We start from the raw sequence: 22,788 nt of genomic DNA, 5'->3' as shown, positions 1-22,788 counted from the left end.
CTGCCGCCCGGCTGACGGCGGGTTCAGTCGCGCCAGCGGTTGTTGAGGAACGCGTCGTCCTCGTCGTCCGCCGGTGCCGGGCGTGCGCGGGGAGCGCGCCGGGGAGTGTCCCGCCCCATCCGGGCAGGCGGCTCCGAAGCGAACGGAGCCGCCATGTCCACGGGGACGTCTTCGAACGGCGACGCCGCCCCAGGCTGCGCGTGCGACCGGTCGGTGCTCCAACCGGACTTCGTCTTGCGCTGCCCCAGTTCCCGCCGGTGCTCGACGTAACGCTGAGCGGTCTGGACCTGCTTGGTCATGAACTCCTGCGAGCTCGCCTTGATCTCGTCGGCGCGCTCGTCCCGCAGCGCCCGGCGCTCCGACTGCTCGCGGACCAGACCGTCCAGGGTCGCCTTCATGGCGGCGGTGTCATCGGCGCTCATCTGTTCTCCCCTGCCCCGGCTCACCGCTTGCGGGTGACCGACTGATCCTCATCGTCCAGCAGCGAACCGGTGATCCGGCCGGTGGGTTCGTTGATCTGGTCGAACACCTCGCCCTCGATCCGGTACGCGCGGTTGGTCCGTTCCTGGTCGCCACCCTGGCCGCCGCCTCCGCCGGCACCCATGCCCATCGGCGGCATCGCACCACCGCCGAACGACTGCCCCGACGGGCTGCCCATCGGGACGGACGGGGCGCCCGAAGCCACGGGCTGCGGCGGAGGTGTCCCGCCGCCGCCGGTGTGCACGCCTTCGCTGAGCGACTGGCCTGTCGCGGGGCTCGCGGTTTCGAAGGGCATCGACGGCGCCGAGGCACCACCACCGCCACCGAATCCGCCACCGCCGCCGCCGATCCCGTCCGGGACGGTTCCGCCGCCACCGTGGTGCGGGGTGAACACCGGCTCGGCATCGGGCTGCGCCGTCCCGGTGACGGGCGTCGCGGGGTGCGACGCCTTGTCCGAGGAGGGCTTGTCCTCGCCGAGGGTGTACGTGGTCGGCTTGCCGGTGCCGTCGTCGACGGTGACGACCGTGGGCCCGGACGGACCGTCGGGACGTTCGGCGGTGATCTTGACATCACCGTCCTGGATGTGGATCTTGCCGTCCGGCCCGGGACGATGGACACCGTCCTTGTCCGGCTTGCCGTCGTCCGAACCGGGCGTGGAGCCCAGCTTGGAGTCGTCGCCCTCACCGGTCCAGTCGAGCTTGAAGTCCTTGGCGGGCCCGGAACCGTCCCCGACCTTGATCTCCATCTCACCGTCTTTGTCCGGCTCGGTCATCTCGAAGGTCGTGTCGCCCTGCTTGACCTTGAGGGTCTCGCGTTCGCCGTCCTCGGCCTTGTCGCCGTCCTCACCGGGTTTGTCACCGGCCGGTTTGTCACCGGCCAGCTTGTCGTCGCCGGACAGCTCGTCGCCGAGCTTGTCCAAAGCGTCCGACGCCTTCTTCTTCGCCTCGTCCGCGGCCTTCTCGCCGTCCTTCGAGTCGCCGTCCTCGGCATTGGCGTCGCCCATACCGCCGGGGGCGTCGCCGAGCTTGTTCAGCGCGTCGGAAGCCTGCTTCTTCGCTTCTTCGCCCGCCTTCTCCGCCGCCGCCTTGGCTTCGGCCGCGGCGTCCGTGTTGCCGCCGCCACCGGGACCGCCTCCGGGGCCCGAACCGCCCGGCCCGGAGCCACCGGAACCGCCGAGGTCGGTCCCGGTCGGACCGTCGCCCAGCTTGCCCAGCGCCTCGGAAGCCTGCTTCTTCGCGTTCTCCGCCGCCGCGGCGGCCTGTTTCTTCGCCTCTTCGGCCGCGGCCTTCTGCTCGTCGCCGTTCGACGGCGGTGGGGTCGAACTCGAGGGCGACGTCTGATCCTTGTTCGCGTCCGGCCCACCGCCGAGACCGCCACCGGGGCCACCCGGCGTTCCGGAGCCGCTCTCGGGAATCTTCACGTCCGGGACCGGCGGGGGTTTGACGTCGCCCGTGGGACCGGTACCGCTTCCGCCCGGACCGGAACCACCCGCGCCGGGACCGCCACCGGAGCCGCCCTCGGGACCGCCGCCGCCCGGTCCACCACCGGTGCCGCCGGTGAAGTCGGGGCCCTTGCCCGAACCACCCGGTCCGCCGCCGGTGCCGCCCTCGGGACCACCGCCACCCGGTCCACCGCCGGTTCCCGAACCACCCGGTCCACCGCCGGGGCCACCACCCTGGCCGCCCGTGAAGTCCGGGCCCTTGCCGCCGGGTCCGCCGCCGGTGCCGCCGGCTCCTCCCGCCCCGCCCTTGTCACCAGCGCCTTCGAACTCGTTCTTGACCTTGCCCATGACCTTGTCGAGCTCGTCGTAGGCCTGGTTGACGAAATCCTTGGTTTCCTTGCAGGACTTGGCGAATCCCTCGTAGATGATGGTCCACATCTCGGGGATGAACTGGTTCTGGATCCACTGCTTGGCGAGGTTCTGCCCCGCCTTCTTGAACTCGTCGTCGTCGCAGCAGCCGTCGTTGTTCAGCTGCTGGACCAGGTTGGAGCCGAAGTTGACGTCCATCCAGCCCGCGATCGCGCCGAGGTCCTCCTTTCCGCTCTTCTCCCCCGCGGCGATGGCGATGACTTTCTGCGCCATCGCGAAGTCCGCCTTGCCGACGATCTCCTTGTAGAGGTCGATGACCGTGTCGGCCTTGCCCTTGCACAGTTTGAACACCGTCGCGGTGGTGTGCAGTGTCGCTTCGCTCGCGTTGTTCAGCGTCTCGGAGAGCTTCTTGGCCTTGGGGAGGATCTTCTCGTTGTAGTTCTCCGACGAGGCGTCCGCGGCCTTCCCGGTCCAGGTCCCGTAAAGCGTGTTCAGCTGGGAACCGGTGTCGTCGATGGCCTTCTGCACGGTCTTCGAACCGGTCTTGAAGTGGGCGGCGTCGTCGACGAAGTTCTTGAAACTGATCCCGCGCTGCTCGTCGAACGGCTTCTTGATGTCCTTCTCGAAATCGAGCGCGCGAGAGGTTCCACGGCAGTCCTCCGGGACCTTCGCCAGCAGCGAGCCGAAGGTTTCGAAGACCTTGAGAGCGGGCGCGGCGGCGTCGAAGATCTCGTCCGACGTCTTGGTCCCGGCACCCTCGGCGGTGGGTTCCTTGGTACCGTCGAGTTTCTTGTTGCCCTCGTCGACGGCCTTCTTCTCCGCCTTCCGGTTGAAGCTGGCCTGATCGCCGGCGCCCTTCGCGTCCTTGAAGACCTTGTCGACGTCCTCGTCGTAGGGCAGGAACGGATAGGCGTTGTAGGAAGCCACGTACTTTTCGGCTTCCTTGCGCTTCTGCTTGATGTCCTCCGGTTCCTGGTCCGCCGTCCACGGCGGGGGCGCCGGATGTGCCCGCATCCACGAGCCGATGAGCTGGGTCTTCTTCTCGGCGGGAACGGCCGGGTCGTCGAGGACGGCTTTGACGTCGGTCCAGGTGGTTTCGGTGGCCACTAGCGCATCCCCGTCTCGGTGATCTTGTTCTTCTGCTCGTCCTCGTTGGTGCCGTAGGACGTGGCGGCGGTACCGAGGTTCGTGCCGAACGAGCCGAGCGTGGTGCTGTACCCCTGGACCGACGCCCACAACGCCGCTACGCCGTCGGTGTACTTCTTCGCGTGGTCGCCGTGGGCCTGGCCGAAGCCCGCCGCGTTCACCGGTGTGCTCGACAGATCCGGGTTGTCTTCGAGCAACTGTTCCGTCAGCTTTCCGATGTTCTTCGATGCCGAAGAAAGCGCATCGGTCGCCGCGGTGAAGCCCCCGCTCATTCTTTTCAGCGCCTTTCGTCGGATCCGTCGGCTTTACCGCCGAGTGCCTCGGTGAGCACTTCGGCCACCGACCCGATGTCGGTGAACCGGTCCAGCTGGTCCAGATCAATCCTCACGTCGTGGTAGATCTCCAGCGCCGACAGAAGTTTTATCCGTCCCTTGGAGTCGATACCCAGCTCTTCGAGCGGCGCGTCGGACTCGATTTCGGCGGGATCAAGCCGAAAAGTCTCACTGACGACCTTCACGACCTCCGCGCGGTGATTACCCACGGCGCCGACTATAACGCGCCCTCGCCGCGGCCCGCGCGACCTTGCCGCTGGAAGTGCGCGGAAGGTCACCGGAAGGAACCAGACGTACCGATCGCAACGTCAGATCATGTTCGCGGGAAACCGCGCGCAATACCACTCTCGTCACTTCTTTGACATCCGTTTCGGCGTTCTTTGCCCATTCGGCTACCACCATCGCCCCTTCTCCCCTTTCGTCCGTGACACCGAACGCGGCGACCCGGTCGCGGCGGATCGCCGGATGCGCCTCGCCGGCCACGGCTTCGATGTCCTGCGGATGGAAGTTGCGGCCGTCGATCACGATGAGATCCTTGAGCCTGCCGGTGATGTAGAGGTCTCCGCGATGGACCACGCCGAGGTCACCGGTGCGCAGCCAGCCGCCCTCGCCATCGAGTTCCCCGCCGAACGCGGTGGCGTCGCCACGGCCCCAGTACCCCGCCGCGACGTTCGGCCCGTGGATCCAGATCTCCCCGGCCAGACCGTCCGGAAGTGCCACCCCGTCCCGGACGATCCGGACCCGTTGGCCCAGCGGACGACCGACCGAGACGAGCTCCTGACCGTCCGGCACTTCGATCGCCCTGCCCTGCGCGAGGGCTTCCCGATCGAACACCGCACCCCGCGGCCCTTCCACGCCCGCGCTCGCGACGTACACGGTGGCCTCGGCCAGTCCATACGACGGACGGTGGGCTTCCGCGCGAAACCCATGCGGCCCGAAGGCTTCCAGGAAGCGCGCGACCGTGCGGGGCCGCACCGGCTCGGCGCCGTTCAGGGCGACCCGGACATCGGAGAGGTCGAGGTCGTCTCCTGCTTCTCCGGCGGCTTCGACGGCCAGGTCGAACGCGAAGTTCGGCGCGGCGGTGAACACGGCCGGGTGATCGGCGAGCTGACGCAGCCATCGCACCGGTCGATGCACGAACTCGGCGGGCGACATGAACACCGATCGCGCCCCCGCGTGGACCGGCAGGCACAGCAACTGGATCAGGCCCATGTCGTGGAAGAACGGGATCCAGCCGACGCAGGTCGTACCCTCGTCGACGGCGTAGGCCCGGCTCGCCTGCCAGCAGGCGGCGGCGACCGCCCGGTGCGGGATCACGGCACCGGCGGGCTCCCGGGTCGACCCGGACGTGTACTGCAGGTACGCGGGGCTCTCCGGTGCGACCGGCAGTGGATCGGCCTGCGGCCCGGAAAGTTCGTCGACCACGATCAGATGGTCCGTTGCGCCCGCTTCGGGTACCTTCGCGGCAGCGGCCGAAGAGGTCAGCCACACCCGTGCGCCGCTGTCTTCCAACACCCCGGTGAGCCTGGCTCGTTGGGCAGGACTGCCCGGTGCCATCAACGGCACGGCGATCAGGCCGGCGGCGAGCGCCCCGAAGAACGCCAAGGGGTAATTCAGGTCCTGGCCGGTGAGCACGGCGACACGATCACCCGGCCGGGCGACCAGGCGCAGTGCGCCCGCGACCACTCGCACGCGCGAAACGAACTCCGTCCAGGTGACGGTGCTGTCCACACCGGCACTGTGGTCCTGGTGGGTGAACAGCGGGCGCGGGTCGGCTTCACGAGCGAACAACCGCTCCACGATCGAGGTGCGCAGCACCTGCTCCGGCACATCCTCCGGCGACGCGGTCATACCCGGCAACGTACTGGAACCACCGCTAGGGCGCGCGGAGGGCTCACGCAGCGAACGTCCTATGTAGACGATCACGGGCGCGATCCGCCGGGATTCGCTCTTGGGAATTACGGACAGAAGACTGGACATTTCTCGCCCTTTCCCGGACCACGGCCGCACACTCGGCGGGCAGTGTGTTTCTTTCCCCCGGCCTTGGAGGACTAGACCATGCGTCGAAGAATCGCCCTGGCAGTCGGTGGCGCCGCCGTCCTGACCGCGAGTCTCATCTCCGCCGCCCTCGCCCCGGTCGCGCAGGCATCCCCCGGATTGATCGCCGCCATGCAGCGGGACCTCGGGCTCACCGCCGCGCAGGCCTCGGCCCGGCTCACCCAGGAGATGACCGCATCGCGGGTGATGCCCGCCGCCCAGCGGGCCGCCGGTGCGGCGTTCGGCGGAGCCTGGTTCGATCCGGCTCTCGGCGAACTCGTCGTCGGGGTGACCGACCCCGCGGTCGCCGCCGCCGTCCGGCAGGCGGGCGCCGAACCCACCCCGGTCGCGATCAGCGCGGCCCGGCTCGACGCGGCCAAGGCCGAAATCGACATGTCGGCCAAGACCAAGCCCGCTCCCGCCGCCGTCAGCGGCTGGCGCGCCGACCCGCGCAGCGGCAGCGTCGTGGTCGCGGTGCGGCCGGGCGCACACGGCCCCGAGGTCGAAGAATTCCTGGTCAGGGCAAGGAAAGCCGGCCAGGTCACGGTGGTCACCGCACCCAAGGCCGAACCGTTCGCGGCGGGCACCGTCGGCGGCGACCCGTACTACATCAACGGGAACACCCGCTGCTCCATCGGATTCTCCGTCCACGGCGGATTCGTCAGTGCCGGCCACTGCGGCGGCACGGGCAGCCCCGTAGTCGGCTGGGACGGCTCGGCGATGGGCAATTTCGCCGGTTCTTCCTTCCCCGGCAACGACTATGCGTTCATCCGGATCGGCAACGGCTGGTGGACCGCGCCGGTCGTCCTCGGCTGGGGCACCGTCAGCGACGCGCTCGTCCGCGGCTCGTGGGTCGCGCCGGTCGGCACCTCGGTGTGCCGGTCCGGTTCGACGACGCACTGGCACTGCGGCACCGTGCTGGGACACAACGAGACGGTCAACTACTCGCAAGGCGCCGTGCACCAGATGACCCGCACCAACGTCTGCGCGGAACCCGGCGACTCCGGCGGTTCCTTCATCACCGGTGACCAGGCGCAGGGAGTCACCTCCGGCGGCTGGGGCAACTGCGGTTCCGGCGGCGAAACCTGGTTCCAGCCGGTGAACGAGATCCTGCAGAACTACAGTTTGTCCCTCGTCACGGCCTGACCCGGTCGTGCGCGGCGATCCGGGTCGCACCCGGATCGCCGCTCACCACCATCCGGAGCCGGCCGGGAGCCCCAGCTCGAGTCCCATGATCCTCGTGGTCGGCTTGCGACGAAGCCACCGGCCCGTGGTCGTCACGTCGATCAAGTCGGCGGTGAAAGCCTTGCGCTGCGCGGGTGTCACCGCGTGCCAGCGCATCTTGAACGCGGGGCGGACGGGCGCGATGAACGGCCTGACCGGCTCATGGGCTCGCGCGAACACGGCCTCGAAATCCCGGTCCGGCACGTAGTCCAGCTCCAGGTCGATCAATGGTTCCGGTCCGCCTGCCCGATGGCGGCACCGGGCGAGGATCCGCGCGATCTCGTCCATCGCGAGCCGCACGGCACCGGGGACCTGGTGTTGCCAGCACCCGAGAAACGGTGCGTTGAGCGACCCTGCGGTGAGCTCGTCCGGCAGGACGATCACCGCCCGCACGGCGAGTCCGGTGAGCTCCACGTGCAACCGCGTCCACCTGCTGCCGGTGTCGAGAAAGAACCTCGGTGGCGGTATGCCGGTGCCCGCACCGAGCCGGAGCCGTTCCTTCACCGCGACGAACGGATGGTCCGACGGTTCGGCATCCGTGGCGTGGCGGCCGGTGCCGTCATCCGGCAGGGCGAACACCATTTCGAGCCGATCGCCGATGAGCTTCAACCCCGCCGGGAACACCGGGCCGAGACCGCCCATGAGCGCCGAGCCGGCGACGAGCGCGTGGTGGCTGGACGCGACTCCGGTCATCGCCGGCTTCCTCCGTTCGTCTTCAGACCTGCAACTCCGCCTCGATACGCTTGAGGTAGTGCCGGGCCAGCGCGAGATTCGCCTGATCCCGGTCCAGCACCAGGTACAGGAACAGGGAGCTCCTGACGTTCATGGAATCCAGCAGCCGGATCAGATGGTATTGGCGATGCAACGTGATGAGGATGTCCTCGATGCTGTCGTTGAGCGACAGCGCGGACATGACCCGCATCTTCGACCTGACGACATCGGTGTTGCCCGCGGCCGCGACCTCCAGGTTGAGCCAATCACCGCCCCCGCTCGTGCCGAGCGACATCCCGCTCTCGTAATCGACCAGCGCGACACCGACCGCTCCGGCGATCGACATGGATTCCTTCAGCGCGTTTTCGATGTTCATCGAACTCACTTTCTTCGTCTGGCTGCTATGCGGCCAATATCGAGCTGATCCGGTCGATGACAGGGCGGCATTCGAAAAGAAGGCGGCCGACATTCAGCTGCCGGTCTCCCATGATCACCATGAGCGCCATCCGGTCGATGGCGTAGACGGCCATGTAACCGTCGCTGCTGAACACCACGGTCTGCCGGAGTGTCCCCTTCCCGGTCACCTCGGCCGCCTGGCGCGCGATCCCGAGATTCGCGGCGGCCAGCGCGGAGACCTCCGCGGGGTCGATGTTCTTCGCCGCGTCGGCGACTATCGGTATTCCGTCGACCGCGGCTATCACCGTGTCGGTCACCCCGGTGACGTTGTCCCGCAGGTTTCTCAATTCGGCGATCAGTGCGTCGAAATCCACTACTCATACTCTCTTTTTCCGAAGGCCCATCACTGAATGGCACGAGGCAATGATCACTCGATGAGGTTCTCGACCGCGATGGACCGTACCACCGAAATCCGCCGTCACCTACGCGTCCGAGGAACCGGACACCGGCATCACGCGATCGGCTCAAGCACTTTCCGTGTACGCAGCAGGTTGCCGGAATATTCGTACCGGAGACACCTTAAATCGGCGCGGTCGGCGATTTCCCGACGTCTTCGGAATGGGCGATCGGATAACGCGCGTACGTCAGTCGACGGAACTGCGACGGTCGAAGAAAACGGTGTCGCACCAGCCGTCGTCACGCTCGCCGATACGTTCGCGGATGCCGACCGTGCGATGGCCCGCGCCGCGGTGCAGGGCGATCGCGGCACGGTCTGTTCGCGGATCAGGGCCTTACCGACTTCGCGACCGCGGTGACGTTCGACGACGTGGACAGCGGTCTCGGCGACACCCCGACGACGTCATCGGGCACACGGCGCGTTGGAGGTCGAGTTCACCGGCTCGCAACTGGCCTCGACGAGCCGGCGCGATCGATCTCGGCTTCCCGCATGAGATGCTCGCCCGCGACACGACCCTCGCGCCGACCGCGGCGACATGCCGATCGAACCGCGCCGCTGACTCTCGCCGTGGAGCGACGTCCTGACGACACTTTCGACTGACGAACCCCGAACCGCTTCCCGAGCTGACGGGACGAGTCCCTCTGCCCGCCGTTCGAACGCGGAGCGACGCCTCAGTTGCGGATGATCCTCCGTTCCGTGGCGACGGCCACCGCACCGGCACGGCTGTCGACGCCGAGTTTGTCGTAGATGTGGACCAGGTGTGTCTTCACCGTGGCTTCGGAGATGAACAAACGCGCGGCGATCTGCCGGTTGGTCAACCCCTCCGCCACCAACTGCACGATCTCGGTCTCACGGGGGCTCAATGCGGGAGCGGGGGCCCGCATGTGCCCGAACAGCCGGGCCGCGACCTGCGGTGCCAGGACGGTCTCACCGCGCGCGGCCGCGTGGATGCCCTTGAAGAGGTCCTCGGGCGGCCCGGCCTTGAGCAGGTAGCCGGTGGCGCCGGCGGCCACTGCCCTGGTGATGTCCAGCTCGGCGTCGTAGGTGGTGAGCACCAGCACCTTCGGCGGCTCCGGCAGCGCGGTCAGGCGTTCGGTGGCGTTCACCCCGTCCGGGCCGTCGCCGAGCTGCAGGTCCATCAGCACGACGTCCGGTTTCTCCGCGATGGCGAAGAGCACGGCCTCATCGGCACCCGCGCATTCGCCGATCACCTCGAAGCCGGGCTCGCCGGCCAGCAGCGCGGCGATTCCCGCCCGCACCACCGGATGATCGTCGACGATCAGCACCCGGACGGTCATCGAACCTCCCTGGTGGGCACGGCGACGGCGAGCGCGGTGCCCTCTCCCGGCGCGCTCTCGACGACCATCTCACCACCGAGTTCGGCGAGCCGCTCGCTGATCATCCGCAACCCGTTGCCCCGGTCGCCGCTCGCGCGAGTCGACGCCGGATCGAAGCCGACACCGTCGTCGCGGATGTCGAGGACGACCTTGTCCGCCAGGTAGGTCAGCGTGACGGCGGCCTTCGTCGCTCTGGCGTGCTCGCTGACGTTCGCCAGTGCTCCCTGCGCGACCCGCAGCAGACCTGCCTCCACCTCGGGCGACAGCGGATAGGGGTCGCCGCTGGTCTCGAAACGCACGGCGTGCATGGCGGCGAACATGACCTGTTCGGCGAGATCCTTCAGCGTCTCGACGAGATCCCCGGCGTCGAGCCGCGGGGACCCGAGGCCTGTGACGAACCGGCGCGCCTCGGCGAGGTTGTCCCCCGCCGCCTCGATCGCGCGGGACACATGGCTTTTGGCCAGCTCCGGGTCCGTGTCCCACGATCGCTGCGCCGCCTGCAGCAGCATTCGCGTACTCGAGAGCCCCTGGGCGAGGGCGTCATGGATCTCTCGCGCCAGCCGCTCCCGTTCCTGCATCATCCCGGCGAGTCGCTGACTCTGCGCCAGATCGACCCTGGCGCCCAGGAGTTCCTTGACGGCTTCCCCCAGTTGCCTCCGGTCCCGGACGAGTTGCAGGAAGGTCATCGTGGCCATCAGCGCGACCGCGACGGGCGCGAGCACGAGGCTCGGATCGAACCCGCTCGCGATCCTCAGCTGGGCCAGAATGGTCGCGGCGGTCAGCAGGACCACCACCGCGATCATGACCCGCGGGCGCAACATCTGCAAGCAGACGAAGAACAGCGGCACCGCGCACCAGGCGAAACTCGGCGCGGCCACCACCAGCGCGAGCCAGACCGCGATCACCGCCGTCAACCACACCGGACGCCACCGGTCGAGCATCTCCCAGCTCAGCACCCCCGCCGCGTAGACCAGCGCGAGCGCGCCGGTGAGCACGAGGATCAACGGTGTGGCGCCGCTCAACCCGTGCCCCGCGACGAACCGGGCCACCGACGCGGCGAGCAGCAGGAAGAACCCGGTGTGCATCGCGGCATTCAGCCGGGTGCCCGGTCCGAGGTGCCATCTCATCAGGTCCTCCCTTCGTCGCCGATGATCGTAAGCGGGGAGGCGGGGTGTCCCGCATCAATCGTTCGGTTGATGCGCCTACCGATCACTCGACGTCCGATCGATGTCCACTCTCCCGATTCGCCGGGCCCCACCAGCCGGGAAAGTCGTAGGGGAAAGCAACACCCCCTCACCGCAAAGGAAATCCGATGAACGCCAAGCTCCCTCGCACTCGTCTCGTCCTCGGTATGACGGCCGGTCTCGCGACCGTCGCGCTGGCCACCGGGGTGGGCGCGGCGCAGGCACAGGATCGCCGGCCGCAGCCGCCCGCCCAGCAGTCCGTCGTGCAGACGAGCGTGCTCGGCGTCGACGCCGCCACCCGCGCCGCGCAGGCCACACTGGACGCCGCCGAGAAGGAGGGCCAGCGGGTCACCGTGGCCGTGGTGGACCGCTCGGGTGACGTGCGCGTGCTGCTCAAGGGAGATGGCGCCGGGCCGCAGACGGAAGAGTCCGCCAAACGCAAGGCCTTCACCGCGGTCTCGTTCGGACAGCCCACGTCCGCGCTGGCCAAGAACGCACAGGGCGACGGCCCGACCATCCGCGACATCCCCGGCACGCTCTTCCTCGGCGGCGGTGTGCCGGTAGCCGCGAACGGCGGCCCGATCGCGGGGATCGGCGTCGGCGGCGCGCCCAGTGGCGACCTCGACGAACGCTTCGCGACGGCCGGGCTGCGCGCCATCGGGGAACTTCGCTGATGATCGGTGAGCGGGCGATCGTGGCGTTGCTCGCCGCCCTCGTGCTCGGTGCCTGCTCCCCGCAGGCACCGAGCGCACCACCCCGAACGGCACCGAGCCCTGCCGCGCCACCCGCCTCGTCCCAGCCGCCCCGCCAAGGAGTCCCCGTGAGCCAACTCTTCGAAGCCGACGTGCACCGCGTCCGGCAGGCCGTCGACGCGGGAGCCGACCTGGAGACCCGTGACGCTCACGGCCGGACCCCGTTGCTCGTCGCCGTCACCGAGAACCGCGTCGACGTCGCCGAAATCCTGGTCAGGGCAGGCGCCGACCCGAACGCGCTCGACGGACGGCACGACACACCCTGGCTCGTCACCGGAGTCACCGGCAGCGTCCCGATGGCGAAGCTGCTGCTGGAGGCCAAGCCGGACCTGACCATCACCAACCGGTACGGCGGTGTCTCGCTGATCCCCGCCTCCGAACGCGGGCACGCCGAGTACGTGCGGCTGGTGGCCGGCAGCGGGATCGACGTCGACCACGTGAACGGCCTCGGCTGGACCGCGTTGCTGGAAGCGGTCATCCTCGGCGACGGCGGGCCACGTCACCAGGAAGTGGTCCGAGCGCTCGCCGCCGCCGGGGCCGACGTGAATCTCGCCGACAAGCAGGGGGTCACTCCCCTCGCGCACGCCCGGGCGAAAGGCCAGACGGCCGTCGCCCGGATCCTCACCGAAGCGGGCGGACACTGACCGGTCCAGGCAGGTGCGTGATGGTGGAGTTACGGCGTGGCGACAGCAGGTCCGTGGAGGCCTCATTGAGGCACACTGGGTTTTTCAGGGAGGCCTTCACGGACTTACCCGGGCAGACAAGGGCGATCGGCCGAAGTGGTCGTGCCGGTACCGGGTGGACCTCACATTCGGCGGCCGTGTTTCGTCGTACCCGGGACAGCGCACGAGACCAGGGGGCGAATTCCCATGAACGAACGCACGCACGACCCGCTCGACCCGGCGTTGAAGGCGATCGTGAACGAGCGGCGTCAGCTGATCGGGCTCGCGTACCGCCTGGTCGGCTCGCTCTCCGAGGCCGAGGACGTGGTGCAGGAGACCTACACGCGCTGGTACGCCTTGTCCCCGGCACAGCGGGAAGCGATCGACTCTCCTGGCGCCTGGCTGACGACCGTCGCCGGCCGCATCTGCCTGGACCTCCTCGGTTCGGCCCGCGCGCGGCGGGAGCGCTACGTCGGCGAGTGGCTCCCTGAGCCTTTGCCGGGACATGTCGAGTGGACGACCTTGCGTCCGCCCACCGGTGACCCGGCCGACCGGATCACTCTCGACGAGTCGATCAACATGGCCTTTCTCGTCGTGCTCGAGTCGCTGACACCGGCCGAGCGGGTCGCGTTCGTCCTGCACGACGTCTTCCGCTACCCCTTCGCCGAGGTCGCGGAGATCGTCGGTCGCAGCCCGGCCGCCTGCCGTCAGCTGGCCACCTCCGCCCGCCGCCGCATCCGCGCGACGCGGCTCGTGCCCGCCCCGATCGCCCGGCAGGCGGACCTCGTCAAGGAATTCAAGAAGGCGTGGGAAGCCAAGGACATCGAAGCCCTCATCGGTCTCCTCGATCCGGACGTCAAGGCGGCAAGCGACGGAGGCGGAGTCGTCAGGGCCGCGCTGCACCCGTTCGAAGGGCGCGAGGAGGTCGCGTCCTATCTCATTTCGGTGGCGCATCTGACGTCCGGACTCGACCTGGTGGAGCGGGAGGTCAACGGCCGGCCCGGCCTCGTGCTCCAGCAGGCCGGGCAGACCGTCGCCGTCTTCGCGTTCCACGTCGCCGAAGACCGCATCCAGCGCATCTGGGGAATGCGGAACCCGGAGAAACTCCGGCCGTGGGCCGACGCCTGACCGCTACGCCGCGAGGGCGCCGAGTTGCCGCAGCTGGGTGAGGACGTCGACGACACCCCAGATCTCGGCGACCCGCCCTCCGGCGAAGCGGAGGATGAAGATCTCGCTGTAGGAAACCCGCTTCCCGGTGGCGGGCATCCCCCTGAATTCGCCCCGATGGGTGCCGGTGACGGTGTTCCGGCAGACGATCTTGTCGCCGTCGGCGAGCACGTCCTCGGCCGTGACCCGCAGATCGGGGAACGCCCGCAGCAGCACCGTCCACACCTGTTTCAGCGCCTGCGCCCCGGTGGTCTCCATCGGCACCGGCGCGTGGAACACCACGTCCGGTGCGACGACCTCGTCGATCGTCTTCGCGATGCGGTCGTAGTCGCCGCTGTCGGTCGCGTCGTGAAAGCGGCCGAACGCCGCCCGATTGCGCGCTGCCTCGGTGGCGGTCATGCGAACTGCCCGACCCGGTAGTCGCCACCGGGGTTTTGGACGATGGCGTTCACCCGGTTGAAGGCGTTGATCAGCGAGATCACTCCGACCAGCGCGGCGAGCTGGTCCTCGTCGAAGTGCTTGACGGCGTTCGCCCACGCCTCATCGGTGACGCCACCACCGTCGGCCATCCGGCAGGCCTGTTCGGTCACCTCCAGCGCGGCACGCTCGGCCTCGGTGAAGACGTTCGCCTCCCGCCACACGGCGACCAGGTTGATCCGCACGTCAGTCTCGCCCGCGGCGGCGGCTTCCTTGGTGTGGATGTCCAGGCACACCGCGCATCCGTTGATCTGGCTCGCGCGCATCCGTACCAGTTCCTGGATCGTGAGCGACAGTGGTGAATCGGCGAGTCCCCTGCCCGCCGAGACGATGGTCCTCATGAACTTTCCGCCGACCTTGTTGCCGAAGTAGTCGAGCCGGGCGTTCATCGCGATCTCCTTTGCCTTGGTGGGTGTTCTGCCCAACCGACGACGTGGCACCGCGAAATGTGAGGCCGGACCCGAAAACGCCGTGTGGAGGGCGGACCTGGAACGGTCTCGCCCTCCACACGGGGATACAGCCGGTCATCGCAGCACCGCCGGTTCACCTCCGCCGACCTCACTGGGCTCGGGCTTCGGGGTGCGCAGGGTGGCCATGGCCAGGAAGCCACCGGCGACCGCGATTCCCGCGGCCCCGAGGAACGCCGCCGAGTAGCCGCCGGTCAGCGCGACCGGGTCACCGATCCGCCCCGCGCCGAACGACACGCCGACCGCGGTCATCGCGGCGAGACCGAGCGCCGAGCCGATCTGGTACGAGGTGTTCACGATCCCCGACGCCAGCCCGCCTTCCTCCGGTTTCGCGCTGGAGATCGCGGTGCCCAGCGACGGGATGAAAGCCAGCGCCTGACCGAGAGCCGCGACCAGTGAGGCGGGCAGGACGTCGACGACGAAGTTGCCCGTCGGGCTGACGAACGACAGCCACACCAGCCCCGCGGCGAGCGCCCACAAGCCGCCGATGATCATCTTCTTCGGTCCGAAGCGGCCGATCAGTTTCGGTGCGACGGCGACCATCAGCACGACGATCAGCACGGTCATCGGCAGCAGCGCGGCCCCGCTGGCGAAGGCCCCGTACCCCAGTACCTGCTGCAGGTACAGATTGAGGAAGTACCACATCGGGATCCACGCCGCGCCGAGCAGGAACTGGGCGAGGTTGGCGCCGCCGAGGTTCGGGGTGCGGAAGATACCCAGGCGCACCAACGGAACCTCACGCCTGCGCTGGATCAGCACGAACACCGCCAGCAGCGCGACTCCACCCACCAGCGCGCCCCAGGTGCCCGCCGAGTCCCAGCCCGCTTCCGGCGCCCGGACGACGCCGAACACGGTCAGCCCGAGGCCCGCGGTCGCCGCGACGGCGCCGGCGATGTCGACCGAGCCGCGCCGGGCGGGCGCGGACGGCATCAACTTGCCCGTCGCCACGATCGCGACCAGTGAAATCGGGACGTAGAGCCAGAAGATCCACGGCCACGACAGCCATTCGGTGATCACGCCACCGAGGAACACCCCGGCGGTACCACCGGCGGGCGCGGCCGCGCCATAGAGCGCGAGCGCCTTGGTCAGCTCACGCGGACGCGCGCCGAACAGCATCATCAACAGGGTCAACGCCGACGGCGCGATCAGCGCCGCTCCTGCGCCCTGCAGCACCCGGCCGAGCAGTTCGACCCACGCGGTGCCCGCGACCGCGGCGACCACGGAACCGCCGAGCGTGACGACCCAGCCGACGGTGAACATCTTCCGCGCGCCGAACAGGTCCGAGAGACGCCCGCCGAGCAGCAGCAGCCCGGCCAGCGCGATGACGTAGGCGTTGAACACCCATGACAGGTCCCCTGGGGAGAACCCGAGGTCCTGCTGCATAGCGGGTAGTGCGACGCCGATGATCGAGGTGTCCATGATGACCATGAACTGGGCCAACGCGATGAGTCCCAGCGCCCACCACCGTCGTGGGTCCGGGGTTGTCTCCGCCATGACGACCGTCCTTTCGAGAACTTGATACCCCTAGGGGGTATCTGACGGAGATGAAGTTAGGCGCGTTCGACCGCTCGCGCAAGTACCCCTAGGGGGTATCTATGTAACCCTGGTCACCACGTAGGCGGCCCACGGCGGACAGGAAGCGTCGAAGAACCGGAACTCCACCTGCGGCCCAGCCGGTACACGCCGATCGGCCAAAGACCCAGGTCCACCTTCTGCAGCGCATCACGCAGGTCGATCCGGGCTCCGCACGACGAAGATTCCGTTGCCGACGACGAAGGTCTGGTCTCGGCGTCGGAACGCCACCGCACCCGAGGACACGATGCCCGCCGCGAGGCAGGTCGCCCGGCTTCTCGACCTCCCATGAATCACGTCAGCGGGCTAGGCGCAACCCCGGATCTCGCAGTCCACACCGAACCCGAGGCCCCTTCCACCTAGACCCGCTCGCTGACGCGTTCGACCTTGCCGACCAGGAACACGTAGGACAGGATCCCCGCGATCGTTATCACGGTCATGTAGGCGAAACCGGGCGCGAAGCTGTCGTCGGTGACGATCAGGCCGATGACGATCGGGGTGGCGATCGACGACAGGTTCCCGATGAAGTTGAACATCCCGCCGGTCAGCCCGAGCAGCCGCCGCGGGGCCAGCGCGGAGACCAGCGACCAGGTGATCGATGCGAGCCCGTTGCCGAAGAAGGCGATCGACAGGATGACGATGACCAGCGTGGTCGAGTCGGTGAAGCCCGCCGTGACCATCACGGTGCTCAGCAGCAGCCCGGCGATGATCGGGCCTTTCCTCGCCACGCCGAGCGAAGCACCACGGCGCACCAGGAAGTCCGACAGGACACCGGAAGCCAGCACGCCGACCAGCGCCGCGATGAACGGCAGCGACGCCAGGAAGCCGGACTTGATGTAGTCCATTTTCCGGTATTCGACCAGATACGTGGGGAACCAGGTGAGGAAGAACCAGAGCGTCGAGGTCAGGCAGAACTGTCCGAAGTAGATTCCCCACAGCTTCCTGCTGCCGAGTACGGTCGCCAGATCCGCTCGGGTGACACGTGCCCGCTCCGGTCGTTCCTGCGGCAGATCCACCAGGCCGCCACCGGAGCGGATCAGCTCGACCTCGGCCTCGTTGGCCCGTGAGTCGCGTGGCTCCCGGTACTTCGCGTACCAGAGCACCGCCCAGAGGATGCCGACCAGACCCGTGGCGATGAACACCCAGTGCCACGAAAGCACGGTTTGCAGCCAGGACAGCACGGGCGTCAGCAGCGCGAGACCGATGAACTGGCCCGAGGTGTAGAAACCGATCGCCGTGGCGCGCTCGCGTTCCGGGAACCAGACGGTCGCGATCTTGCTGTTGATCGGATACGCGGGCGCCTCGAAGACCCCGACCATCAGCCGCAGCGCGATCAGCGCCACGAAGCCGCCGATCACCCCCATGAAGAACGTCGCGAGCGACCACAGGATCAAACAGGCCGGATAGAGCAGCCGCGGCGGGATCTTGTCGACCAGCCAGCCGCCGGGCAGCTGCAACGCGGCGTAGGTCCAGCCGAAGGCCGACAGGAGCAGGCCTTGTTCCGCTTTGGACAGCTCGAGTTCGCCGGCGATCGCGGGCATCGCGATCGACAGGTTCGAGCGGTCCAGGTAGTTGATGACGACGGTGACGAACAACATCACCGCGATGAGCACCCGGAACCGGGTCGGGCGCGCGGTGGCTTGGACGGAAGTCGACATCGCGCTCACCATTCCGCGAACGAGCCGTCGGTGTGCCGCCACACCGGATTCCGCCAGCGATGTCCCTCGGCCGCGCGTTCGGCGACGTACTCCTCGTTGATCTCGATGCCCAGCCCCGGCCCGCGGGGGATGGCGACCCGTCCGTCGTCGTAGGCGAACACCGACGGATCCGCCAGATAGTCGAGAAGATCGTTGCTGGTGTTGTAGTGGATGCCGAGGCTCTGTTCCTGGATCGTGGCGTTGTAGCAGCCCGCGTCGATCTGCAGGCAGGCCGCCAGCGCGATCGGGCCGAGCGGGCAGTGCAGTGCCAGGCCGACGTCGTAGGCCTCCGCCATGTGCGCGATCTTGCGCGCTTCGGTGATACCGCCGCAGTGAGACGGGTCCGGCTGGATGATGTCGACGGCGCCGGAGGCCAGGACCGCCTTGAAATCCCACCTCGAATACAGCCGTTCGCCGAGCGCGATGGGGATCGGCGAGTTGCGGAGGACGTCGGCGAAACCGTCGACATGCTCGGACAGCACCGGCTCCTCGACGAACATCAGCCGGTACGGTTCCAGTTCACGCAGCAGGACCTTGGCCATCGGCTTGTGCACGCGGCCGTGGAAGTCCACCCCGATGCCGATGTTCGGGCCGACCGCCTGCCGCACGGCGGCCACGTTGGCCACACAGCGGTCGACCTTGTCCCAGCTGTCCAGATAGGACAGTTCCTCGGTGCCGTTCATCTTCACCGCGCTGAATCCTCGATCCACCACGTCGCGCGCGGCGCGGGCGGTCTCGGCGGGCCGGTCGCCGCCGATCCACGAGTACACCTTGATCTCCTCGCGCACCCGGCCGCCGAGCAGTTCGTGGACCGGCACGCCGAGCGTCTTGCCCTTGATGTCCCACAAGGCCTGGTCGATCCCGGCCAGTGCGCTCATGTGGATTCCGCCGCCGCGGTAGAACCCGCCGCGATAGAGGACCGTCCACAGATCCTCGATCCGCGAGGGGTCCTTGCCGATCAGGTAGTCGGAAAGCTCCTCCACGGTGGCGGCCACCGACGCGGCCCGGCCCTCCAGAACCGGTTCACCCCAGCCGGTGACACCTTCGTCGGTTTCGATCTTCAGGAACGACCAGCGCGGCGGCACCTGATATGTCGTCATTGACACGATCTTCATGGGTTTCTTCCTTAGTCCTGGTGCCAGATCCTGGAAAACTCGCGAGCACGGACGCCGACCGCGTCCGCGTCGTCACCCGGCCGGTAGAGGCAGGAGCCCAGCCCCGCCCCGGCCGCCCCGGCGGCGGCCCAGTCCGCCAGGTTCGTTTCGTCGACGCCGCCGACCGGCAGCAGCCCGACTTCGCGCGGCAGCACGGCGCGCCACGCCTTCATGCCCCCGATCCCGACCGCGCCGGCGGGGAACAGCTTGAGATTCCGGGCGCCCGCGGCCACCGCGGCGAAGGCCTCGGTGGGCGTGGCCACGCCGGGATAGGGCGTCATCCCCTCGGCCACGGCGGCGGAGATCACCGCGGGATCGGTGTTGGGCGCCACGATCATCCGTGCCCCGGCCGCCCGTGCCCGGCCGACGTCTTCGGTGGTGAGCACGGTGCCCGCGCCGATCTCGCACCATTCGCCGAACGCGTCGGCGAGCAGGCGGATGCTCTCGAACGGCTCCGGGGAGTTCAGGGGTACCTCGATGGCGGGGAATCCCGCGTCGACGAGCGCCCGGCCGATGCCGACGACCTCGGCCGGGGTCACTCCGCGCAGGATCGCGATCAAACCGGTCACGGCTTCAGTGTCCTTTCGAGACGGTCTTCGAGCAGTCCGGCGGCCGTCGCGATACGCCACAGCCCCCGGGCGGTGATCTCCTCGGAAAGCAGCGTGGCCTCCACTCCCCGTTCCGCGAGGGCGGCGGCATAACGGCGGCAGAGTTCGCTCGTTCCACAAAGGACGACGTGAGTGTCCGACGCACGCAGCAGGTGCGAGACCTCGTCGGCGATCAGGACGCCGGAAAGGTAGTCGGGCAGCGATTCCGGTTCCAGCACGCCGTCGAGCACGAGCGGGCGGGCGCCGAACGCCTCGGTGGCGAGCCCTCGCGAGCGCCGTCCGGCGGCCAGGCCCCGCGAGAACGCCCCTTCGTCGCCGACGGCGTCGGCGGCCGTGCGGGCGAGGATGCCGTGCGCGATCAGCAATCCGTACAGTTCGCCGGTCATCGCGGTGGTGAAGCCGGTGACGATCCCGTCCTCGACGCGGACCCATTTGCTGTGTGTCCCCGGGAGCACCACGGTGAGCGGCCCGCCGGGGTGCCCGAGCGTCTCGAACGCGCCGACGAGTTGCGTTTCCTCGCCGCGGATCACGTCGCCCGGGTCGTCGCCGGACGGGATCCGCAGTCCCGGTACGAGATGGAGCACACCGTCGCGATGGGATACCGGGACGAGCGAAGGGAAGTCGAGTGCCGCCGGGACGGTGCGATAGCCGGAGTCGGTCCAGCCCTGCGCGCTGCCCACCATCCCGGACGCGAGCGCAGGAAGCCCGGGGTACGCCGTCAGCCAGTCGCCGCACGCCTGCCGGAAGGCCGACTCGTAAGCGGCCGCCCTGGCTCGCGGGTCGCGGAGGTCCACGTCCTCGGTCGTGGTGAGCAGTCCGCGCCCGGCCTCGCGGGCGGCCAGGATCTCGCCGTCCCTGCCGAGCAGCCAGGCGCGCTGACCGGAGGTCCCCCAGTCGAGCGCGATCAAGGCGGGTTCAGTGTCCGTCACGAGCGACATCGTGCGGTCGCGTTCCCGATAATGCGATCGTCGTCCCTATATGTAGGATTCGGCCATGTCCGACACGGCGCCACCCGGCACCCAGACCCTCGCCCGCGGCCTCGCGGTGATCCGCGCGGTCGCGAACGGCGCGAGCGACCTCCGCACACTCGTCGACCACACCGGTCTGGGCCGCAGCACCGCGCATCGGCTGGTCCAGCTGCTGGTCAGCGAGGGTTATCTGCGCAGCGGGCGGGATGGCTACACACTCGGTCCCACCCTGATCGAACTGGGTTTCCAGGCCCTGCACGGAAGTCCGCTGCCGGTGGTCGCCCGGCCGGTGCTGGAGGAGCTGGCTGATCAATTGCGGGACACCGTGCACCTGGCCGTCCGTGACGGGGATTCCGTGCTGTACCTGGACAAGCTGCCGGGTTCACGGGGTGCGGAGATGCGTTCCCGCATCGGGCACCGGATGCCGTTGACCCGCACCGGCGTCGGCATGGCGCTGCTGCTGGACTCCGCGCCCGAGTGGCGGGAGCTGTACTTTGCCGAGACCCCGGCGGAACCCGGCCGGGTGCGCCCGGAGGACGTCGACGCGTTCCTGGCGCGGATGCGCGAGTACGCGGAGTCCGGGGTGGCGATGGACCTGGAGGACAACGAGCCGGGAATCCGTTGCGTCGCGGCGCCGATCCGGGACGCCACCGGCGCGATCGCCGGCGCCATCAGTGTTTCGGCGACCCGGCCGTACATGCCCGCCGCCCGGATGCGCGGCCTGAACCGCGTCGTCGGCCGTGCGGCGCGCCAGGTCTCCGCCGGGCTCGGCCACCGCGAATCCTGAGGAACGGTCCTTCACACGCCCAAGGCGCCCACGAGCAACGCGCTCGCCGCGTCACGGTTGGCGGGGACGTCCTCCCACCGCAACTTCCGGCCCGCTTCGACCACCACCCCGAAACCCGCGTGTACGAGCACCCTCGCCTGACGCTGGTCGAGTTCCGGCCGTGCCGCCCGTAGTTCCCGTTCCCAGACGGCGATGTGCTCGCGCTGCGCGCTGACCAAGGGCCGCTGCAGAGCGGCCGGGAGACCCACCAGTTCCGCGTTGGCGACGCTCGTGAGCGCGGTGTGCTCGAAGCTGTACGCCACATACGTTCGCGCCAGTGCGAGCAGGGCTTGGCCCGGGTCGTCGACACCACGAAGGTTCTGTTCCACCGCCTGGGCGAGAATCCCCGCGGCCTGCAGGCACGCGGCGGCGAGGATGTCGGCCTTTCCGGGGAAATACCGGTAGAGCGCGGACGGCACCAGCCCCACGGCTTCGGCGATCCGGCCGTTCGTGACGTTGGCGAACCCGTCCTGTTCGAACAACGGGATCGCGGCCGCGATGATCTCCGAACGCCTGGTGCGCGACGCCGGGCCGGACGGCAGCTCGACGGCGTGCGTGCCCGCGCCACCCGTCGCCGGGTCGGTCGCGGCCACCCGCAACGCCGACTCCACCAGTACCTCTTCGACCCGGCGCTGGGCGATCGACGTGCGGTGCATCGTGATGGACCCGATCACGCCGAGCGCGGCGACGGCCCGCAGGCCCGCGTCGGGGAGCGGATACTCCCGTCGCACCGCTTCGGTCATCCGGTCCACGACCTGTCCGAACTTCAGGGCGAGCGAATGCCGGTCTTCGCGATCGAGGTACCGGGATTCCCAGCGGTACAGGCCGCTCGACGCGCGATGGGTGACCGTGCCCCGCGTGACGGCGGCGAGCACATCCGCCAGCGGCGCGCCGGGCGCGACCTCGTCGAGGGAGGCGACGAGCCGGTCGGCCATGACGTTCGCGCACGCGGCGAACAGCGCGTACTTGTTCGGGAAGTGCCGGTACAGGGCCGCCGCGGTGATGCCCACGTCGGCGGCGATCTCCTCCATCGACGCCGCGTGGTAGCCGTGTTCGCTGAAGATCCGCCCGGCCGCGTCGACGATCGTCTGCTTGCGGTTGCGGGGCCGGACGGCCGCGGTCGAGTCGGCGCTCATCGCGGGTTCCGAGCGGCTGCGGACGGGAACGGGACCATGCCGGGAAGTCAACCACGAACCGGATCACCACCACGGGATCCGTCGGGGCGAGAGCGGCGGCCCGATGTGATTTTCGATTAACTTATGGCTTCTCAACCGGCGGTTTGGCATGCATACTGGCCTCGCGACCAGTCCCGTTCCGACACCTG

Annotated in this window: 23 protein-coding genes; 5 read left to right on the top strand and 18 right to left on the bottom strand. The window is 68.8% G+C overall.

Features of this window, described 5'->3' with window-relative positions:
- Positions 1-23: 23 nt before the first annotated feature.
- From CVV72_RS01840 to CVV72_RS01820, 5 genes are read right to left on the bottom strand one after another with little or no spacing between them, the layout of a single operon-like run.
- Positions 24-422, bottom strand: coding sequence for a hypothetical protein (locus CVV72_RS01840; RefSeq protein WP_219150740.1), 399 nt, complete (start codon positions 420-422; stop codon positions 24-26).
- Between the two features lie 20 nt (positions 423-442).
- Positions 443-3,397, bottom strand: coding sequence for a WXG100 family type VII secretion target (locus tag CVV72_RS01835; RefSeq protein WP_219150739.1), 2,955 nt, complete (start codon positions 3,395-3,397; stop codon positions 443-445).
- A complete protein-coding gene (locus CVV72_RS01830) occupies positions 3,397-3,708 on the bottom strand; it encodes a hypothetical protein (protein ID WP_192741439.1) in 312 nt (103 codons plus the stop codon). Before CVV72_RS01830 ends, CVV72_RS01835 begins: the two co-directional genes overlap by 1 nt.
- Before the next feature lie 5 nt (positions 3,709-3,713).
- The gene (locus CVV72_RS01825; protein ID WP_219150738.1) at positions 3,714-3,977 is read right to left on the bottom strand and encodes an acyl carrier protein; all 264 of its coding nucleotides are present in this window, start codon (positions 3,975-3,977) and stop codon (positions 3,714-3,716) included.
- Positions 3,970-5,619 carry a fatty acyl-AMP ligase gene (locus CVV72_RS01820; protein WP_219150737.1) on the bottom strand — a complete coding sequence of 550 codons (1,650 nt, stop codon included), beginning with the start codon at positions 5,617-5,619 and terminating at the stop codon, positions 3,970-3,972. Before CVV72_RS01820 ends, CVV72_RS01825 begins: the two co-directional genes overlap by 8 nt.
- Before the next feature lie 207 nt (positions 5,620-5,826).
- Between CVV72_RS01820 and CVV72_RS01815 the strand changes: the two genes are divergently transcribed.
- Positions 5,827-6,951 carry a S1 family peptidase gene (locus CVV72_RS01815; protein WP_219150736.1) on the top strand — a complete coding sequence of 375 codons (1,125 nt, stop codon included), beginning with the start codon at positions 5,827-5,829 and terminating at the stop codon, positions 6,949-6,951.
- A 42-nt stretch (positions 6,952-6,993) separates the two neighbouring features.
- On the opposite strand, the gene CVV72_RS01810 is transcribed toward CVV72_RS01815, so the two are convergent.
- The 5 genes from CVV72_RS01810 to CVV72_RS01790 all read right to left on the bottom strand — a co-directional run bounded on the left by CVV72_RS01810 (position 6,994) and on the right by CVV72_RS01790 (position 11,057).
- Positions 6,994-7,722 carry a hypothetical protein gene (locus CVV72_RS01810; RefSeq protein ID WP_219150735.1) on the bottom strand — a complete coding sequence of 243 codons (729 nt, stop codon included), beginning with the start codon at positions 7,720-7,722 and terminating at the stop codon, positions 6,994-6,996.
- Between the two features lie 22 nt (positions 7,723-7,744).
- Positions 7,745-8,116 (bottom strand): hypothetical protein, encoded by a 372-nt coding sequence (locus tag CVV72_RS01805; RefSeq protein ID WP_219150734.1) that lies wholly within the window; start codon positions 8,114-8,116, stop codon positions 7,745-7,747.
- A gap of 25 nt (positions 8,117-8,141) precedes the next feature.
- The gene (locus CVV72_RS01800) at positions 8,142-8,510 is read right to left on the bottom strand and encodes a roadblock/LC7 domain-containing protein (protein WP_219150733.1); all 369 of its coding nucleotides are present in this window, start codon (positions 8,508-8,510) and stop codon (positions 8,142-8,144) included.
- Between the two features lie 754 nt (positions 8,511-9,264).
- Positions 9,265-9,891 (bottom strand): response regulator transcription factor, encoded by a 627-nt coding sequence (locus tag CVV72_RS01795; protein ID WP_219150732.1) that lies wholly within the window; start codon positions 9,889-9,891, stop codon positions 9,265-9,267.
- Positions 9,888-11,057: a sensor histidine kinase gene (locus tag CVV72_RS01790; protein WP_219150731.1), complete on the bottom strand. Its 1,170-nt coding sequence runs from the start codon at positions 11,055-11,057 to the stop codon at positions 9,888-9,890. The genes CVV72_RS01795 and CVV72_RS01790 overlap by 4 nt, the downstream gene beginning before the upstream one ends.
- Before the next feature lie 185 nt (positions 11,058-11,242).
- Here CVV72_RS01790 and CVV72_RS01785 point away from each other — a divergent pair, with 185 nt between their 5' ends.
- From CVV72_RS01785 to sigJ, 3 genes are all read left to right on the top strand, one after another.
- A complete protein-coding gene (locus CVV72_RS01785; RefSeq protein WP_219150730.1) occupies positions 11,243-11,788 on the top strand; it encodes a heme-binding protein in 546 nt (181 codons plus the stop codon).
- 146 nt (positions 11,789-11,934) lie between these two features.
- Positions 11,935-12,510, top strand: coding sequence for an ankyrin repeat domain-containing protein (locus tag CVV72_RS01780; protein WP_219150729.1), 576 nt, complete (start codon positions 11,935-11,937; stop codon positions 12,508-12,510).
- A gap of 225 nt (positions 12,511-12,735) precedes the next feature.
- Positions 12,736-13,656 (top strand): RNA polymerase sigma factor SigJ, encoded by a 921-nt coding sequence (gene sigJ, locus CVV72_RS01775; protein ID WP_219150728.1) that lies wholly within the window; start codon positions 12,736-12,738, stop codon positions 13,654-13,656.
- A 3-nt stretch (positions 13,657-13,659) separates the two neighbouring features.
- Here sigJ and CVV72_RS01770 read toward each other — a convergent pair whose 3' ends face one another.
- The 7 genes from CVV72_RS01770 to CVV72_RS01740 form a co-directional block, all read right to left on the bottom strand.
- Positions 13,660-14,094: an ester cyclase gene (locus tag CVV72_RS01770; RefSeq protein ID WP_219150727.1), complete on the bottom strand. Its 435-nt coding sequence runs from the start codon at positions 14,092-14,094 to the stop codon at positions 13,660-13,662.
- Positions 14,091-14,561 carry a carboxymuconolactone decarboxylase family protein gene (locus tag CVV72_RS01765; RefSeq protein WP_219150726.1) on the bottom strand — a complete coding sequence of 157 codons (471 nt, stop codon included), beginning with the start codon at positions 14,559-14,561 and terminating at the stop codon, positions 14,091-14,093. Before CVV72_RS01765 ends, CVV72_RS01770 begins: the two co-directional genes overlap by 4 nt.
- A gap of 135 nt (positions 14,562-14,696) precedes the next feature.
- Positions 14,697-16,133: an MFS transporter gene (locus CVV72_RS01760; protein WP_219150725.1), complete on the bottom strand. Its 1,437-nt coding sequence runs from the start codon at positions 16,131-16,133 to the stop codon at positions 14,697-14,699.
- 437 nt (positions 16,134-16,570) lie between these two features.
- A complete protein-coding gene (locus CVV72_RS01755; protein ID WP_219150724.1) occupies positions 16,571-17,869 on the bottom strand; it encodes an MFS transporter in 1,299 nt (432 codons plus the stop codon).
- Between the two features lie 5 nt (positions 17,870-17,874).
- Positions 17,875-19,023: a galactonate dehydratase gene (gene dgoD / locus CVV72_RS01750; protein WP_219150723.1), complete on the bottom strand. Its 1,149-nt coding sequence runs from the start codon at positions 19,021-19,023 to the stop codon at positions 17,875-17,877.
- 11 nt (positions 19,024-19,034) lie between these two features.
- Positions 19,035-19,631 carry a 2-dehydro-3-deoxy-6-phosphogalactonate aldolase gene (locus CVV72_RS01745; protein ID WP_219150722.1) on the bottom strand — a complete coding sequence of 199 codons (597 nt, stop codon included), beginning with the start codon at positions 19,629-19,631 and terminating at the stop codon, positions 19,035-19,037.
- Positions 19,628-20,608 carry a 2-dehydro-3-deoxygalactonokinase gene (locus tag CVV72_RS01740; protein ID WP_219150721.1) on the bottom strand — a complete coding sequence of 327 codons (981 nt, stop codon included), beginning with the start codon at positions 20,606-20,608 and terminating at the stop codon, positions 19,628-19,630. Before CVV72_RS01740 ends, CVV72_RS01745 begins: the two co-directional genes overlap by 4 nt.
- Before the next feature lie 55 nt (positions 20,609-20,663).
- Here CVV72_RS01740 and CVV72_RS01735 point away from each other — a divergent pair, with 55 nt between their 5' ends.
- Positions 20,664-21,425, top strand: a complete 762-nt coding sequence (locus tag CVV72_RS01735) for an IclR family transcriptional regulator (protein WP_219150720.1) — start codon at positions 20,664-20,666, stop codon at positions 21,423-21,425.
- An 11-nt stretch (positions 21,426-21,436) separates the two neighbouring features.
- Here CVV72_RS01735 and CVV72_RS01730 read toward each other — a convergent pair whose 3' ends face one another.
- Positions 21,437-22,600 carry a TetR/AcrR family transcriptional regulator gene (locus CVV72_RS01730; RefSeq protein ID WP_219150719.1) on the bottom strand — a complete coding sequence of 388 codons (1,164 nt, stop codon included), beginning with the start codon at positions 22,598-22,600 and terminating at the stop codon, positions 21,437-21,439.
- Positions 22,601-22,788: the final 188 nt, after the last annotated feature.

Source organism: Amycolatopsis sp. TNS106 (assembly GCF_019330265.1).
GTDB classification, from domain to species: Bacteria; Actinomycetota; Actinomycetes; order Mycobacteriales; family Pseudonocardiaceae; genus Amycolatopsis; species Amycolatopsis lurida.
The sequence above is the reverse complement of the archived record's forward strand: the minus strand, read 5'-3'. Positions and strand labels throughout refer to the sequence as shown.

Coding starts and splice junctions, on each gene's coding strand:
- CVV72_RS01735 (WP_219150720.1), top strand. CDS start 20,664: ATGTCCGACACGGCGCCACCCGGCACCCAGACCCTCGCCCGCGGCCTC.
- CVV72_RS01770 (WP_219150727.1), bottom strand. CDS start 14,094: ATGACCGCCACCGAGGCAGCGCGCAATCGGGCGGCGTTCGGCCGCTTT.
- CVV72_RS01740 (WP_219150721.1), bottom strand. CDS start 20,608: ATGTCGCTCGTGACGGACACTGAACCCGCCTTGATCGCGCTCGACTGG.
- dgoD (WP_219150723.1), bottom strand. CDS start 19,023: ATGAAGATCGTGTCAATGACGACATATCAGGTGCCGCCGCGCTGGTCG.
- CVV72_RS01815 (WP_219150736.1), top strand. CDS start 5,827: ATGCGTCGAAGAATCGCCCTGGCAGTCGGTGGCGCCGCCGTCCTGACC.
- CVV72_RS01755 (WP_219150724.1), bottom strand. CDS start 17,869: ATGTCGACTTCCGTCCAAGCCACCGCGCGCCCGACCCGGTTCCGGGTG.
- CVV72_RS01820 (WP_219150737.1), bottom strand. CDS start 5,619: ATGACCGCGTCGCCGGAGGATGTGCCGGAGCAGGTGCTGCGCACCTCG.
- CVV72_RS01830 (WP_192741439.1), bottom strand. CDS start 3,708: ATGAGCGGGGGCTTCACCGCGGCGACCGATGCGCTTTCTTCGGCATCG.
- CVV72_RS01810 (WP_219150735.1), bottom strand. CDS start 7,722: ATGACCGGAGTCGCGTCCAGCCACCACGCGCTCGTCGCCGGCTCGGCG.
- CVV72_RS01760 (WP_219150725.1), bottom strand. CDS start 16,133: ATGGCGGAGACAACCCCGGACCCACGACGGTGGTGGGCGCTGGGACTC.
- CVV72_RS01765 (WP_219150726.1), bottom strand. CDS start 14,561: ATGAACGCCCGGCTCGACTACTTCGGCAACAAGGTCGGCGGAAAGTTC.
- CVV72_RS01785 (WP_219150730.1), top strand. CDS start 11,243: ATGAACGCCAAGCTCCCTCGCACTCGTCTCGTCCTCGGTATGACGGCC.
- CVV72_RS01805 (WP_219150734.1), bottom strand. CDS start 8,116: ATGAACATCGAAAACGCGCTGAAGGAATCCATGTCGATCGCCGGAGCG.
- CVV72_RS01840 (WP_219150740.1), bottom strand. CDS start 422: ATGAGCGCCGATGACACCGCCGCCATGAAGGCGACCCTGGACGGTCTG.
- CVV72_RS01730 (WP_219150719.1), bottom strand. CDS start 22,600: ATGAGCGCCGACTCGACCGCGGCCGTCCGGCCCCGCAACCGCAAGCAG.
- CVV72_RS01790 (WP_219150731.1), bottom strand. CDS start 11,057: ATGAGATGGCACCTCGGACCGGGCACCCGGCTGAATGCCGCGATGCAC.
- CVV72_RS01795 (WP_219150732.1), bottom strand. CDS start 9,891: ATGACCGTCCGGGTGCTGATCGTCGACGATCATCCGGTGGTGCGGGCG.
- sigJ (WP_219150728.1), top strand. CDS start 12,736: ATGAACGAACGCACGCACGACCCGCTCGACCCGGCGTTGAAGGCGATC.